Genomic DNA, 14,818 nt, shown 5'->3' with positions numbered 1-14,818 from the left:
ATCTTTCATTTTCTGTGGTGTAGCGCCGATTTTGCGCTACATGGATGGCTAACGGGGGCTTTTCTTGAAGATTATTGAGTTGCATAGGCAGCTCTTTTTTTTCTTATTGAACTAACGGAGCAGGTTAGTTGAACAAGACAGCTCTTTACTGTAGATGTAAAATTAATGAAAAGTCAAAGGGGGATAACAAATGAATATGCAATTTTTAAGTTTTTCCGAAAGACCAATTAAAGGCACTGAACTTATGATGCTCTATAAAAATGCAGGTTGGTGGGCAGAAAGAAAAGAGAATGATATTGAAAATATGTTAAAAAAGGATATTTCAATTGGTGTGTGGATTGACGGTAACCTTATAGGATTCGCTAGAGCTGTTTCAGACGGTAAATTTAGGGCGTACATTGAAGATGTAGTTATACATAATGAATTTCAAAAAGCAGGATTAGGAACGACACTTGTATCAAAATTGTTGGACGAACTTACTCATATTGATGTGATTAGCTTATTTTGTGGAGAAGAATTAATTCCGTTTTACGAGAAAAATAACTTTAAATTCAGTAAGTCTCAATATGTATTGCATAGAAAATGAAACACATCTTATTCAACTCCCATGAAAGAACGTAAAAATCTTTCATTTTCTGTGGTGTAGTGTTGAATTTGCGCTACATGGATGGCTAACGGGGTGCTTTACTTGAAGATCATTGAGTTGCATATGCAGCTCTTTTTTTCTTTATTGAACTAACGAGGCAGGTTAGTACTCTCTTTCTACGGTTGTAGTGACTGTAAGCTTCCAGCAATTCTATATTGACCATATCGATTGGAGATTTCCGTTCTTTTTCTACGTACTGATCACATTCTTCACTCATAGGGACACGACAACGATTTCTTCTTTTTGGGGTCACTTATAAAAACAAATTAAATTCAGAATAATATTTGATCTATTTTTATTTACAGAAGATATCTCTTTTCACATTTTTATAAGAAAATATGGTGAATTATTTATGTTTTGTACTCATTTATCTTTTAGTGAGGACAGGAAGAGAAACCCAAAATAATTCTAATTTTTGCATGCATCTACTTGAAAGATGAATGCTTTTTTTCGTACATAATAAAAAAATAAACATTTTTGTCACAAAACTTGTTCTTCTGGTTTCTCTATAATACAGGCATCAAATGAGAGGAGGTTTTAATTACTATGTTAACAATAAAAAAGGAAGAAAAGACGGTCTCTGATTTTACATTTGAAGATCTTTTTAAACAATACTACATTTACGTTGTCAAACAAATTTTATGGATTGTCAAAAATCAAACGATTGCCGAAGAATTAGCACAAGAAGTATTTTTACAGCTATATCGCAATGATTGGAAAGCAATTGAAAATGTACCTGGATGGCTCATAAAATCCTCTACTTATGTAGCGTATAACTATCTACGTTCTGAAAAACGGCATCAGGCAAGGATAGATAAAACTATACAATATCATGAGGTGCAACCTATATCATCATTAGATGATGACTGGATTAGAAAAGAAGATATTACAAAGGTACGAAACGTACTTAGTAGCATGAATGAGCGAGATCGAACCATATTGTTAATGAAATTTTCTGGCTTTCAATATAAAGATATCGCAGACGTATTTCAGATGGACATATCTTCTATTGGAACACTATTGGTCCGAGCCAAACAGAAATTTCGTAAGATGTATACACAAGTAGAGGGGGCATAACAAATGCGTTGTTATGATAAGGGATTTATTCAAGCGTATATAGATGGGGAGCTTCCTCATGATACAAGTAAAACATTCATAAAACATCTAGATACATGTGAAATATGTCAAGATGCATTAGTAGAAATCAGTAAGTTAAATCAATGGGAACATGTAATGTTCGAGGAAGAAGCTATACATTCATCACAAGATATCGATATTGATATTGATCAAGCGTGGAAAATATTTGAAAGTCGCTCAAAACTAGAAAATGTTTCTTATATCAATCAAAAAACTGAACAGAAGAAGGGATTGTTTACAAATATGAATAAAAAATCAAAACGCTTTATGTATGCGGCGGTAGCTGCAGCAGGGCTTTTCACAACAGCTATGATTCCACAAGTACAAGTGGCAGCTATGAATGTTGTTTCCTATTTTTCGAATGAAGTTTCAAATGATAAGGTTGTAAATGAAGGCATGAAAGATGAAAATGGTGTCACACAAGACATGATGAAAAATGGACAATACATTCCGATTGATGAGAAAATCACGGATCAAGGTATAACTGTACATTTCAAAGAATTATATGTGGCGGATTCACGTATATCTGTTCATTATAACATTGAAAAAGCGGATGGAAGTTTAGTACCGTATGAATTAGATACAACGGGATTAAATCTTAAAAGTGATGGCAAGGAAAATAGACAACAAGAAGAAAACTCAGAGTACTACGAAAAAGATGGAATCTTCTCGCAATTACCCTTTATTCAAGGAGGAAATGGCTTACCATTCAAGCTAAAAGCAGCGGGGCAAGAATTAGAGTATGTAGGTATTCGTGATAAAGATCGACCAGAAAGTGTCCTTACATTTGTGGAAGGCCCTGAGGGAAAAGATTCCTTCAAGCAGCCACTTACATTAGATGTAAATATAAATAAAATCGGAAAAGTTGCTGGATCTTGGAAGGGGCAAATTCAAATTGATCCTTCCAAGTTGAAAAAGTAAAACAAATTGAAATGAGAAAAAGAATAGAACGATATGTATCTAATACTAAGCTTATATTCTTTCTGGTTTTACTTACATGTATTTCGCACATGATTTTCACTCTATCTCTTTTAATTAAATAATCACAGAAACATCCCAATAGAGTAAACCCTATTGGGATGTGATGATAATAAAATACACATGAATCATCTCCGCCATAATTAAAAACTACGCCTTATATTTTACCATATATAAGAAAAAGCTAACCTCAGCAACCCTGATGATCATATATATATAATAATAAAATTCACATTATTTACTCGCGGAAATGGGTGGAGTCGTAAGAACTATGTTATTATCTTTTAACTGCACGCGAAAAATATATACAGGGTGATAAAAACCTTTTGTATCAGTGGATTATTACGTAAGTCCGAATTTAGTTCGGACTAGCAGAATATGAACTATTCGCCAATTGAATTTAAACGATTTAATAATCTCAAATTAGATTGTGCAATTTTATATGTTAGATTGTGAAGGAATGTACTTAAACTCCCATGAAAGAACGCAACCATCTTTCATTTTCTGTGGTGTAGTGTTAATTTTACACGACATGGATGGCTAACGGGTGCTTTACTTGAAGATTATTGAGCTGTTTTAGACAGCTCTTTTTTTCTTATTGTACTAACGAAGCAGGTTAGTTTAAGAGTGTTGTTTAACTTGTGTTCAATAATCGGGCCATTTAATTGAATAACACATTAAAAGAAAATAGATGTTTAAGTTAAGATTTATGAAAGCTTGTGAAGATGTACTTAAGTCAACGTTCAAGTTTCTTGAGGTAGGAAAAAGTAATACTAACCATTAATAGTAGGTGTTAGAATAGATTAAGTAATCGTGTTAATTAATATTTAAGAGGTGTTTTTATGAAGTTAGATGAATTTACAATTGGAGATGTGTTCGAAACTAAACCATACAAATTAACAAAAGAGGATATTATGAGGTTTGCAGGTGAGTTTGACCCCCAATATATGCATTTAGATGAGGAAAAAGCAAATCAGGGAAGATTTAATGGAATCATTGCTTCTGGGATACATACACTAGCTATTTCATTTAAGCTATGGGTTGAAGAAGGTAAATATGGTGAGGATGTTATTGCAGGAACAAGAATGAATAATATTAGATTTATAAAGCCGGTGTATCCTGATGATGAACTACATATCATTGTAAAGGTTATTGATAAGAAAGCAACAAAGAATGAAACGGGTATCCTAACGGTATTGTTATCTACTTTCAATGATAAGGAAGAAAAAGTTTTTGAGGGCGAATTATCTGCATTGATAAAGCGATGAAGGTTATTTTAAAGTATTGAACACCACCAGTTAATAGTAATTCAATTAAAGGGGACAATTCTTAAGAGGAATTGTCCCTTTTTCAATAATAGGGTGCTTTACTTGAAGATCATTGAGTTGCATAGGCAGCTCTTTTTTCTTATTGAACTAACGGAGCAGGATAGTTGAATAAGGAACAATTTAACAATGCTAAAGTTTTGATATTTTGAGATAATCAAAAGGCATCAAGACTTTGAAGGCAAGGGATAAAAATATGAAGAAATATATTTCTTTAAACTTAATTTTGTTTATAGTATTTTTGGCAGGAACCATACTTTCGATATTTATTATATATAAGGATATTGATACTTCGTTTTCTCTGAAATTAATTACAGGATATGTAATTTATCTACTTCTATATGGTATGTTTCTTATCGCAATGGTTATTGCAAATATGAGGAAGTTAAATTGGATTCAAATAAGAAAATGGATGTGTGGGATTTAGGTATTCCTTTGGCGACATCATTTGGATTGGCTTTTTCTGATTTAATGTTTTGGAAAAAGAATACAAAAAAATTAGTTGTTTCGCTAATGAACGATAAGGATTAATGCCTTTTTCTTCAAGTAAAGGTGCAGTTTAGTTGAAGTGTGTTGTTTAACTTGTTGTTCAATTTTTTGGTATAATATCTAAATGACTTTCAAATGAAATGTGGTATTACATGAAGAAATATCTTGAAAAGTATGCTATGGGTATGATTATGGCTACAATTCTTTTTTTTATTGAAGAAGGACCAGGTTTACCATTACATTTACCCATATGGAAACAACTAATCGTATCCTTCATCATTCTACCTTCTATGTGGTATTTGTTAGAACGGACGAATGATAACCATAGCGATATAGATACACCTTATTTTACATGGCAAAAGTTTAGATTACTTTTAAGTCTATTATTGGGCATAATAGCTACTTTCATTGCTGCTGATATGCTAGGGTATATTCAATATGTTAAATAGCTAAACCTAGTAATTATGTATGTAAAAAATGTACGATATTATTAATTCAATATACAAATAAAGTGCCCAAATGAAAGTTTGGGCACACATTAAAAAGTCATGAATGTTGTTAAATCAACGTTTGTGGCTTTTTGTATGAACATTAATTATGCAGCTTTTTATGCAAAGGTATATAAACATAGCTACAATAAGACTTTTCAAGAATTTGCAGAAAATTCTACAGATATGCTATATGAATAAAAACGTGCATATATAGACAATTTATAACGCTGTAAATCAGTATTTTTTAATCGGTACTTCAACTTAAACTAACAAGAACTTTAGTTGAAGAAGCGTCGCTGTTCTTATTAAACTAACGGGGTGCATTAGCAAAAGTTTTGATCGAACTTTATACCACAGCTACAGCAAGTGTACCGATAAAGTAATTCTAGAAACACTTTTCTATGTTTTGTCGCAAAACCTTTTTCAATTATTTCGTGCAAATAAAATCCCGCCAAAAAGCATTTAGAACAGCTTTTTAGCGGGATTTTACGTTTAAAACGTTATTTTCTCAGATGCAAATAATGCTAATCGTATATCCAATGAAATGTCAGGCGATTCGATAGACTGACCTAAAATCTCTTCACATTTTTTAATACGATATTTTACCGTATTACGATGAATAAATATATCTTCTGAAGTCTTTGTAAGATCACAATGGTTCGCCAAATAAACTTTCAATGTATGTTTTAGTTCTTTTTCCTTCGTCGTTTTCGGATAGGCTAATGAACCTAGTGTATACGTGATAAAAGGTTTTAATTTATTGGCTGGAATGAGTTGTAATAATTCTTCTACACTTTTAGATTTATAGAGTTCTATAAATTCAACTTTCCCACTTTCAGACTTATGATCAAAAGCTTCATTCGCTTCGAAATAAGAGAGTGGTAACTGTGAGAATTCAGTGACTTCATTACCAATACCGAATGAAAGTGTGCTATTAAAAAGTTTTTGATACTCTTTTTGGATATATTTGCAGTAATCTAAATAATATTGATGTTTAGTTTGTAATAGTATCGTAAACCGATGTTTACCTGGAGACATATAGACACTGATAGAAGGATCAATGTCAGTCAACTTATGTGTTAACCATTCAAAGGTCATTTGATAGCGCTCATTCAAATAAATATTATTTTCCACATCTCTTTCTTGATCAATCGCACAAACTATCACTTGATAGAAATTAGATGGTTGGATAAGATGTTTTTTTAAAAACTCAGGGTGCTGCTTCACTGAAATAAGATTATCAGGATGTTCAGACATTAATGTTTCGAAAAATCGGTTTACGTCTTGTTGTTCCGCTTCTTTGATTTTACTATTTTTATAAATGGCGAGACTGAGTGTATTTACGGCTTGTTCTATGGCAAGCAAGCTAAATGGATAAGTAAGCGTATTGACATTTGAAACCATCAAATAATATGGATAATATTTAAATGCTGGAACTTCAAATATAATATGTTCTTCTTGGAAAGATGCTTTATTATTAGGTGTAATTTGCTTGGAATTAAAACATCTTTTGAAGTAACTAAGATTTCTTTGAACTTGCTCTGAGTGTTCGTGGAAGTGATGGCTCATCGATTTAACTTGATGGAAAGGATTTAAGAGCATCACAGGGACTCTGAGGAGTCTGCTCATCCGTTCAATCATCATTTCCAAGCTTAAACCTCTCATAAGCATTGTATTTAATTCTTGTTGGATATCTAATGCAAAATATAACTTTTCAGTTTCTTCATCCAAAATATAGGATGATATATGATGTGTAATGGATCCAAGATTCCAACTATCAGGGATTCTAATAATTGGAAATTTTAACTCGTTGGCAAATTCTATTACTTCATCGTCGATCTTTTCTAAAAAGCGCGATAACTTAACCCCTATACCAGCAACTTGTATATCATTTAATTCTCGAATGAGATCTATTAATCCGGATTGATCGTGTTGGTAACACATACCCGTAGTGACGATAAATGAGTGTGGTGCTGTGAAATTTTTGATATCAGGCGTTTCTGTAATATCGACCATTTCTACTTCTCTTTCTAAATCTCCCTCATCATTTAACAATGTTAAATCAGAAAATTGTTGGACAGACATTATTTCTTTTAATGTTGTCACAAAAATCATCTCCTTTATCTTTGTTAGAAAAAGCCAAAATATTAATTAAATATGTAAGATGCTACAAGGATAACCTATCACTCTGATTGTATACTATTTTCAAAGGCTATTATACGTATAATCCTTTATTTCAAAATAGTAAAGGAGCATCATCTGCATGAACAAGGTCAGAATATTCTACGTGATGCTTCGTTTTTGAAAAGCGGGTTACAACAAGGATAGCATGCTAAAGTAGCTTGAACAAAGAAATTCAACTAAACCATGATAGAAACAACTACTCATGCTCCTTCTTGTATGTATTATGACACTCGGGTTATCGTTTATCCTCTAATGATTTTAATAATGACTATACCACATGGTAAATCTAAGTTTTTACATTGATTTACTATGTGGTGTTTGTTTTTTAGTAAGGATCAATTCTATTATTTACTCCGCTCACACGCCATCTTATTACATTTATACAATCGACAGCTACCAGCGTTCCTTTTTACTTGGCTACTTACACCTTTTTAAAAATTATTTGTCTAAAGTGCATAAAACGCCCCTCCATTATTGTTCATTATGTCAATGAATGGTTGTGAGGAAGGACCTATAATTAAAGTGAAGTAAGAAGGAAGGAGTGATGAGGTATGGATATTCAATCGACTTTTGAAACGTTAGATAAAAAATTCACAAGCTTTGGTGGTTTAGAACAAGGTGGAATTACACGTCTCTTATATTCTCAAGAATGGAATGATGCTGTTCTTGAGCTGGAAACAACATTCAAGGAAGAAGGCTTCGAAGCACGTTTCGACGATATCGGTAACTTATCTGGGCGACTTGTTGGCAGTAAATATCCGGAAGAAACAATTTTAACGGGATCACATATCGACACAGTAGTTGAAGGTGGTCATCTAGATGGACAATTTGGCATCTTATCTGCACTCGTGGCTATGAAATATTTAAAAGAAAAGCATGGTCAACCACTACGGTCATTAGAAGTATTATCGCTTGCAGAAGAAGAAGGTAGTCGATTCCCTTACGCATTTTGGGGGAGCAAAAACTTCTTTAACCTAGCGCGTAAATCAGATGTTGACACAATTGAAGATGCAGACGGTATTAAGTTCGAAGATGCGATGCGCCAATCAGGCTTTGATTATCGAAAAACGACTGACGTTCGTAATGACATCAAAGCATTTGTTGAAATGCATATCGAACAAGGGAAAGTGTTAGAGACAGAAAACAAAACAATCGGTGTTGTCAATGGTATCGTCGGTCAAAAACGCTACACAATCAACTTAAAAGGCGAAGCAAACCATGCAGGCACAACGCCAATGTCATTACGTCGGGATACTGTTGTTGCTTACAGTGAAATTGTTACCGATTTAACAAAACGTGCAAGAGAAATTGGAGAACCACTTGTGTTAACGTTCGGTCATGTCGTACCTGTACCAAACACAGTAAATGTAGTTCCTGGTGAAATTACGTTTTCAATAGACTGTCGTCATATTGATCAGCAACTATTAAATGATTTTGCAACAGAAATCGAAGGCAACATTAAACTAGTCGCTGAAGCAAATAGCATGACTTATGATATTCATTTATGGATGGATGAAGCGCCAACATTGATGGATCAAGAAATCGTTCAAATCATTGAACAAGCAGCAAAAAACAATGTAGGTGATCAATATAAAGTGATGCCATCTGGTGCAGGACATGATTCACAAATCTTTGCTCAATATGTTCCAACAGCGATGTTGTTTGTACCTTCTATTGATGGCATTAGTCACAATATTAATGAAGAAACGAAGATAGAAGACCTTGTTAAAGGTATTGAAGTATTGGCAGATGTACTTTATGAACTGGCGTATAAAGAATAAACATTGAAAAGGAGCGGACTTACTTATGGGTTACTTAAATCTTAATCAAGGATACAGAGAGGGTTTATTAGAAACACGTTCTGTCATTAAAAAAGATAATTACGCATTAATCACACCAGACGGCTTAGTGAATAATGTTGTACCTGGCTTTCAAGATTGTGACGTAACAATCTTAGGATCACCACGTTTAGGTGCAAGATTCGTAGATTACTTAGTAACGGTTAAAAACGAAGGTGGAAATAACACTGGTTTCGCTGGTGATGGTATTCAATCGTTTGTATACGTTATTTATGGCACAATCAACGCTTATGCAGATGGTGAAAAATACGAATTAACGGCAGGTGGCTACTTATATGTACCGCCGCACTTACAGTTAACTTTTGAAAATAATAATAACGGTGAGGATAGCCGCTTATTTTTATATAAAAAACGTTATCAACCACTAAAAGGGCATCCACTTAAAGGACATACACCTGAAGTAGTGACAGGTAATGTGAACGACATTAAACAAGAAGCTTATGAAGGTATGAAAGAAGTATTAGTTCAAGACTTATTACCAAAAGAGATCGGATATGACATGAACATTCATATTCTTTCATTCAAACCAGGTGCTTCACATGGTTACATTGAAACACATGTCCAAGAACACGGTGCGTACGTTTTAAGTGGGCGAGGGATGTATAACTTAGATAATGAATGGATGCCAGTTGATAAAGGGGACTATATTTTTATGGGCGCTTATGTACCACAAGCAACTTATGCAATTGGTTTAGATGAACCATTCTCCTATATTTATTCCAAAGATGCAAACCGAGACATTGACCTTTAAAGAGGAAGTCTAATTAATTAGGTATGTCCGATATAAAAGAAATTCACTTATGTAGAATCTGACAAATTATTTTAATCATGTAAGGCAAGGGGCTGACAAGATGCGAGTATCACAAGAAGAACTGTTTAATTTAATGAAACAGAAGTTTATGAAAGCGGGATTAAATGAAGGAGCGGCACATGATGTTGCAGATGTATTAACATACGCCGATCATAGAGGTATTCACTCCCATGGTGCCGTACGTGTTGAATACTATTCTGAACGAATCGCAAAAGGTGGTATTACTGCAAATCCAAATTATACATTTGAACAAACAGGACCGTGCTCTGCAGTTTTTGGCGGGGATAATGGTCCAGGTCATCAAATAGCTAAACAAGCGATGGAAAAAGCGATTGAAATGGCCAGAAAATCCGGTGTTGCCGTTGTAGGTATGAAAAATATCTCGCATAGTGGTGCGCTAGGTTATTTTGTTGAGATGGCGGCAGAACAAGATATGGTTGCTCTAAGTATGTGTCAATCAGATCCAATGGTCGTGCCGTTTGGCGGAACTGAACCTTATTTTGGGACAAACCCAATTGCCTATAGTGCACCGTCTGCTGATGACCGCATCATTACATTTGATATGGCGACAACTGTCCAAGCATGGGGCAAAATTTTAGATGCAAGAAGTAAAAATGCATCAATTCCAGATACATGGGCTGTCGATGCAACTGGTGCACCTACAACGAATGCAAGAGATGTTCACGCACTCCTGCCAATTGCAGGTCCAAAAGGGTATGGCCTGATGATGATGGTAGATATTTTATCAGGTAGTCTTCTAGGAGTCCCACATGGTATACACGTGTCTTCTATGTATCAAGACTTAACTAAAGGACGCGATTTAGGTCAAATTCATATCGTAATTAACCCTGCCTATTTCACAAATTTAGATACTTTTAAACAACAAATTTCAACGATGCTTAATGAATTAAAAAATCAACCAGCGGCAGAGGGCTATGGAGAAATTTATTATCCAGGTGAACGCGGTATATTAAGAAGTAAGGAATATGATAAGGAAGGTATTGAAATCGTAGACGACATTTACAACTATCTTGTGTCAGACGACGTTCATTACGATCGTTATCACGGAAAAAATAGATTTGCAGAATAATAAAATGGAGGATCATCATGTTATACACAATTATCAAAGAAAACACTTATAAAGACTCCATCGTGTTAATGCTTTTATCAAATAAGTTATCTGCAATTGATGGTGTAAACAAAGTATCAATCATGATGGGAACACCAGCGAACAAAGACATTTTTAAATCTTCTGGCTTAGGCACGGATGAATTAGAAAAAGCAAAGCCAAATGATATTGTCATCGTTGTAGATACAGATCAAGAAGAAAAAGTAGACGAAGTGAAAGAAGAAGTAGAGGTAGCTTTAAAAGGTGAATCAGATTCACAAGATACGTCTAAAGGTCAAGAAGCACACAACTGGAAACGTGCAATGGAGCTTGCTAACAATCCGAACTTAGCGTTAATTTCAATTCCTGGTCAATATGCAGCGATGGAAGCGGAAAACGCATTGAACGAAGGCTTACATGTATTTATGTTCAGTGACAATGTTTCGAAAGAAGACGAAGTGAAATTAAAACAAAAAGCGCATGAAAAAGGGTTATTAGTGATGGGTCCAGACTGTGGTACTGCACTTATTCACGGCGTACCTCTTGCCTTTACAAATAACGTCAACGAAGGCGATATCGGTATTGTTGGGGCATCAGGTACAGGGATCCAAGAAGTGACAACAATTATTGACCGTTATGGTAAAGGTGTAACAAACGCTCTTGGTACAGGTGGACGTGATTTATCGACGGAAGTTGGTGCCATCACGATGTTAGATAGCATCAAAGCGTTAAATCAAGATCCGAAAGTAAAAGTGATTACAGTGATCTCCAAACCACCTGCAGAGGAAGTACAACGTAAAGTATTAAACGTATTAAGAAATATTAACAAACCAGTTGTAACACTATTTTTAGGTGACAAACCTTCCTATCAAGAAGATAGCATCTATCATGCTTATACACTAGAAGAAACTGCAGTTGTAGCTGTCCAATTAGCTAATGGGGACAAACCGAATTTTGAACCGACAACAGTTGAACATGTAAACGTTTTTTTACAAGAATCACAAGTTGGGATAAAAGGTTATTATTCAGGCGGTACATTAGCATCTGAAGCAGCGATGCTAGTGAGAGATGCGTTCAAAGATACAATAACGGAAGAAAAGAACGATAGCTATGTGTTAAAAACAAAAAATCATGAAATTATCGATTTAGGTGATGATGTTTATACAAAAGGTAAACCACACCCGATGATTGATCCTGAAAAACGTATCGAAATGCTTGAAAAATCCGTCAACGATCCTGAAACAGCGGTCATTATGATTGATAACGTGATCGGTAACGGTGGTCATGAAGATATGGCCAGTGAACTAGCACCAACAATCAAACGTATTTTGGACAATGCACGTCAAGATGGTCGTCAACTTGCAGTACTTGCAACGGTTGTAGGTACAGCACAGGACATCCAAGGTTATGATAAACAAATTGAGATCTTAAAAGAGAGTGGTGCAATTATTTGTAAGACAAACGACCAAATGGTTCGCACAGCTATCGAACTTGTAGGCGGTACAGTGGAACAACCAATTGTTGATGTACAAAAATTTGACTATACAAAAGAAAATTTAGCAGTAGATGATAAAGTTATGTCCTTAATCAATTCGAAGCCTAGCGTAATCAATATTGGACTAAAAAGCTTTACGGAAGCTGTTCAAAACAGTGGCTCGGAGTGTGTTCAATTTAACTGGCGTCCAATTGCTGGTGGCGATGAGAAGCTAATGAAAGTACTTCAATTCTTAAACTATTATGAAGGAGGTACAATCTAATGGGTTATAGAACAATAAATGAAGCGAACGAAGCCGTTATTCAAAAGATCATAGTAGCAGCACCATTCTTAACAAATGTTGTACCTGCTAAGTCTGTCATTCCTGAATTAAAAGAGTATGTATTATTACATGCTGGACCTCCAATGAAATATGAAAACATGACAGATCCTATGCAAGGTTCCTGCGTTGGCGCAATCCTTTTTGAAGGATGGGCAAAAGACGAAGAGGATGCACGTAAATTACTTGAAAACGATCAGATTACATTCATTCCATGTCACCATGTGAATGCTGTTGGACCAATGGGTGGTATCACTTCACCTAATATGCCAGTACTCGTTGTTGTTAACCAAGAGAGTGGTCATGAAGCTTACTGTCAGATGAACGAAGGGATTGGAGCAGTGTTACGCTTCGGTGCTTACAATGAGCAAGTAATCAAGCGTTTACACTGGATGAAAGATGTATTAGGTCCAGTGTTAAGTAAAGCATTAAGAACATTGGATGAAGGCTTGAATGTGAACGTATTGTTTGCGAAGGCTATTGCCATGGGTGATGAATTCCACCAACGTAATATTGCTGCTTCACTTGCGTTTTTAAAAGAAATAGCGCCAATTATTACTACATTAGAAGACGTTGAAAAAGAACACTGTACAGAAGTAATCCAATTCTTAGCCGACACGGACCAATTTTTCTTAAACATTGCCATGGCGGCTGGTAAAGCAATGATGGATGCAGCACGTACAATCGAACACGGTACAGTTGTTACTGCAATGTGCCGAAACGGTGAAAACTTTGGTATTCGTATTGCGGGTATGGGGGACGAATGGTTTACGGCTCCTGTTAATACGCCACAAGGATTATATTTCACTGGTTACTCAGCAGACGATGCTAACACAGATATGGGTGATTCAGCGATTACAGAAACAATCGGTGTTGGTGGTATGGCAATGATTGCAGCCCCTGCAGTAACGCGCTTCGTTGGTACAGGTGGATTTAATGATGCACTTGAAACTAGTAATCAAATGACTGAAATCTGTATTAGTGAAAACCCGAACTTTGTCATCCCAACGTGGGACTTCAAAGGCGCATGTTTAGGCATCGACGCTAGGAAAGTTGTTGAAACAGGCATCACACCAGTTATCAACACAGGTATTGCCCACAAAATTGCGGGTTACGGACAAATCGGTGCCGGTACAGTCCATCCGCCAATCGAATGCTTTGAGAAAGCTATCACAGCATATGCCGAAAAGCTAGGCTTTAACGGATGATTTTACAAGCAAGTGCGGTTGGTTCAATCGCACTTCAATTATTGCATGAAGGAAAAACCTTTACCGTGCACAGTATGTTTGAAAAAGGGTTAAATATGGTTGATCAACATGGTGAATTGATATTTGCTGGTACCGATGAAAACGGGACATTTCCGTTTGGCATCTTGCTTAATCCACAAACGAAACAAACGATAAAGACCCATATTCAAGTAGGCGATACGTTAACAATTCGTCATAATCGTCTTTCTCATAAGCATTTTGACATGCTGTTGAATTCTAAAACACTCCCTTTAAATATGGATTTTGAACGTGCAAATATTACTCAATTAAAAGAAAATTTTCAATACATTTCATTTGAATCCTATGAATCAACAGATTTTCAACTTGCACGTGTGTCGTCTTTGATCAATCGGTTACACGATCCAACCGAACATCTTGACGAGACATTCCGTTACTTCATTGGACGTGGACAAGGTTTAACACCAACTGGTGACGATATACTGGTCGGCATATTGTATGGACATTTTATTAATAATTTTATCGAACATAAACATCTCGAAACGTTAAAAGCTTTAATCAAGGAACCTTTAACAACCATTGTTAGTAAGCGCTTTCTAACATGTGCTTTAGATGGTCTATTTAGTTCGAAGATTACAGCTTTGCAGTATGATCCATCTATAGAAAGCATGAAGCGGCTTATAGATGTAGGATCATCATCAGGGATGGATACGTTATATGGCATTTACATGTCGTTAACTAAGGAGTGAA

The 14,818-nt window shown here is 35.3% G+C and carries 13 protein-coding genes; 12 read left to right on the top strand and 1 reads right to left on the bottom strand.

Going from position 1 to position 14,818, the window contains the following annotated elements:
• Positions 1–196 precede the first annotated feature (196 nt).
• The 6 genes from ACQKN2_RS05620 (at position 197) to ACQKN2_RS05595 (ending at position 5,024) form a co-directional block, all read left to right on the top strand.
• The gene (locus tag ACQKN2_RS05620) at positions 197–586 is read left to right on the top strand and encodes a GNAT family N-acetyltransferase (protein ID WP_427414147.1); all 390 of its coding nucleotides are present in this window, start codon (positions 197–199) and stop codon (positions 584–586) included.
• A gap of 606 nt (positions 587–1,192) precedes the next feature.
• Positions 1,193–1,723, top strand: coding sequence for an RNA polymerase sigma factor SigX (locus ACQKN2_RS05615; RefSeq protein WP_427414087.1), 531 nt, complete (start codon positions 1,193–1,195; stop codon positions 1,721–1,723).
• A 3-nt stretch (positions 1,724–1,726) separates the two neighbouring features.
• On the top strand, positions 1,727–2,704 hold the full coding sequence (locus ACQKN2_RS05610; RefSeq protein ID WP_427414086.1) for a DUF4179 domain-containing protein: 978 nt from the start codon (positions 1,727–1,729) through the stop codon (positions 2,702–2,704).
• Positions 2,705–3,603: 899 nt separating this feature from the next.
• Positions 3,604–4,029: a MaoC family dehydratase gene (locus ACQKN2_RS05605; RefSeq protein WP_427414085.1), complete on the top strand. Its 426-nt coding sequence runs from the start codon at positions 3,604–3,606 to the stop codon at positions 4,027–4,029.
• A gap of 447 nt (positions 4,030–4,476) precedes the next feature.
• Positions 4,477–4,617 carry a hypothetical protein gene (locus ACQKN2_RS05600; protein WP_427414084.1) on the top strand — a complete coding sequence of 47 codons (141 nt, stop codon included), beginning with the start codon at positions 4,477–4,479 and terminating at the stop codon, positions 4,615–4,617.
• Positions 4,618–4,727: 110 nt separating this feature from the next.
• Entirely contained in the window at positions 4,728–5,024 is a 297-nt protein-coding gene (locus ACQKN2_RS05595; RefSeq protein WP_427414083.1) for a hypothetical protein, read from the top strand.
• 534 nt (positions 5,025–5,558) lie between these two features.
• Here ACQKN2_RS05595 and ACQKN2_RS05590 read toward each other — a convergent pair.
• Positions 5,559–7,172: a PucR family transcriptional regulator gene (locus ACQKN2_RS05590; RefSeq protein ID WP_427414082.1), complete on the bottom strand. Its 1,614-nt coding sequence runs from the start codon at positions 7,170–7,172 to the stop codon at positions 5,559–5,561.
• Between the two features lie 629 nt (positions 7,173–7,801).
• On the opposite strand from ACQKN2_RS05590, the gene allC reads away from it, so the two are divergent.
• From allC to ACQKN2_RS05560, 6 genes are all read left to right on the top strand, one after another.
• The gene (gene allC / locus ACQKN2_RS05585) at positions 7,802–9,031 is read left to right on the top strand and encodes an allantoate deiminase (protein WP_427414081.1); all 1,230 of its coding nucleotides are present in this window, start codon (positions 7,802–7,804) and stop codon (positions 9,029–9,031) included.
• Positions 9,032–9,056: 25 nt separating this feature from the next.
• A complete protein-coding gene (allE, locus tag ACQKN2_RS05580; protein WP_427414080.1) occupies positions 9,057–9,860 on the top strand; it encodes a (S)-ureidoglycine aminohydrolase in 804 nt (267 codons plus the stop codon).
• 100 nt (positions 9,861–9,960) lie between these two features.
• Positions 9,961–11,010, top strand: a complete 1,050-nt coding sequence (gene allD / locus ACQKN2_RS05575) for an ureidoglycolate dehydrogenase (RefSeq protein ID WP_427414079.1) — start codon at positions 9,961–9,963, stop codon at positions 11,008–11,010.
• Positions 11,011–11,027: 17 nt separating this feature from the next.
• On the top strand, positions 11,028–12,785 hold the full coding sequence (locus ACQKN2_RS05570; protein WP_427414078.1) for an acyl-CoA synthetase FdrA: 1,758 nt from the start codon (positions 11,028–11,030) through the stop codon (positions 12,783–12,785).
• Positions 12,785–14,050, top strand: coding sequence for a DUF1116 domain-containing protein (locus ACQKN2_RS05565; protein ID WP_427414077.1), 1,266 nt, complete (start codon positions 12,785–12,787; stop codon positions 14,048–14,050). The genes ACQKN2_RS05570 and ACQKN2_RS05565 overlap by 1 nt, the downstream gene beginning before the upstream one ends.
• Complete coding sequence (locus ACQKN2_RS05560) at positions 14,047–14,817, top strand: DUF2877 domain-containing protein (RefSeq protein ID WP_427414076.1); 771 nt, start codon at positions 14,047–14,049, stop codon at positions 14,815–14,817. The genes ACQKN2_RS05565 and ACQKN2_RS05560 overlap by 4 nt, the downstream gene beginning before the upstream one ends.
• Position 14,818 lies beyond the last annotated feature (1 nt).

Origin of the sequence: Lysinibacillus sp. NPDC093688 (assembly GCF_050280145.1) — a bacterium.
Classification (GTDB): domain Bacteria; phylum Bacillota; class Bacilli; order Bacillales_A; family Planococcaceae; genus Lysinibacillus; species Lysinibacillus xylanilyticus_B.
Note: the sequence above shows the minus strand (reverse complement) of the source record. Positions and strands in the feature narration are given on the sequence as shown.

Coding starts and splice junctions, on each gene's coding strand:
- ACQKN2_RS05615 (WP_427414087.1), top strand. CDS start 1,193: ATGTTAACAATAAAAAAGGAAGAAAAGACGGTCTCTGATTTTACATTT.
- ACQKN2_RS05620 (WP_427414147.1), top strand. CDS start 197: ATGCAATTTTTAAGTTTTTCCGAAAGACCAATTAAAGGCACTGAACTT.
- allC (WP_427414081.1), top strand. CDS start 7,802: ATGGATATTCAATCGACTTTTGAAACGTTAGATAAAAAATTCACAAGC.
- ACQKN2_RS05570 (WP_427414078.1), top strand. CDS start 11,028: ATGTTATACACAATTATCAAAGAAAACACTTATAAAGACTCCATCGTG.
- ACQKN2_RS05565 (WP_427414077.1), top strand. CDS start 12,785: ATGGGTTATAGAACAATAAATGAAGCGAACGAAGCCGTTATTCAAAAG.
- ACQKN2_RS05560 (WP_427414076.1), top strand. CDS start 14,047: ATGATTTTACAAGCAAGTGCGGTTGGTTCAATCGCACTTCAATTATTG.
- allD (WP_427414079.1), top strand. CDS start 9,961: ATGCGAGTATCACAAGAAGAACTGTTTAATTTAATGAAACAGAAGTTT.
- ACQKN2_RS05610 (WP_427414086.1), top strand. CDS start 1,727: ATGCGTTGTTATGATAAGGGATTTATTCAAGCGTATATAGATGGGGAG.
- ACQKN2_RS05605 (WP_427414085.1), top strand. CDS start 3,604: ATGAAGTTAGATGAATTTACAATTGGAGATGTGTTCGAAACTAAACCA.
- ACQKN2_RS05595 (WP_427414083.1), top strand. CDS start 4,728: ATGAAGAAATATCTTGAAAAGTATGCTATGGGTATGATTATGGCTACA.
- allE (WP_427414080.1), top strand. CDS start 9,057: ATGGGTTACTTAAATCTTAATCAAGGATACAGAGAGGGTTTATTAGAA.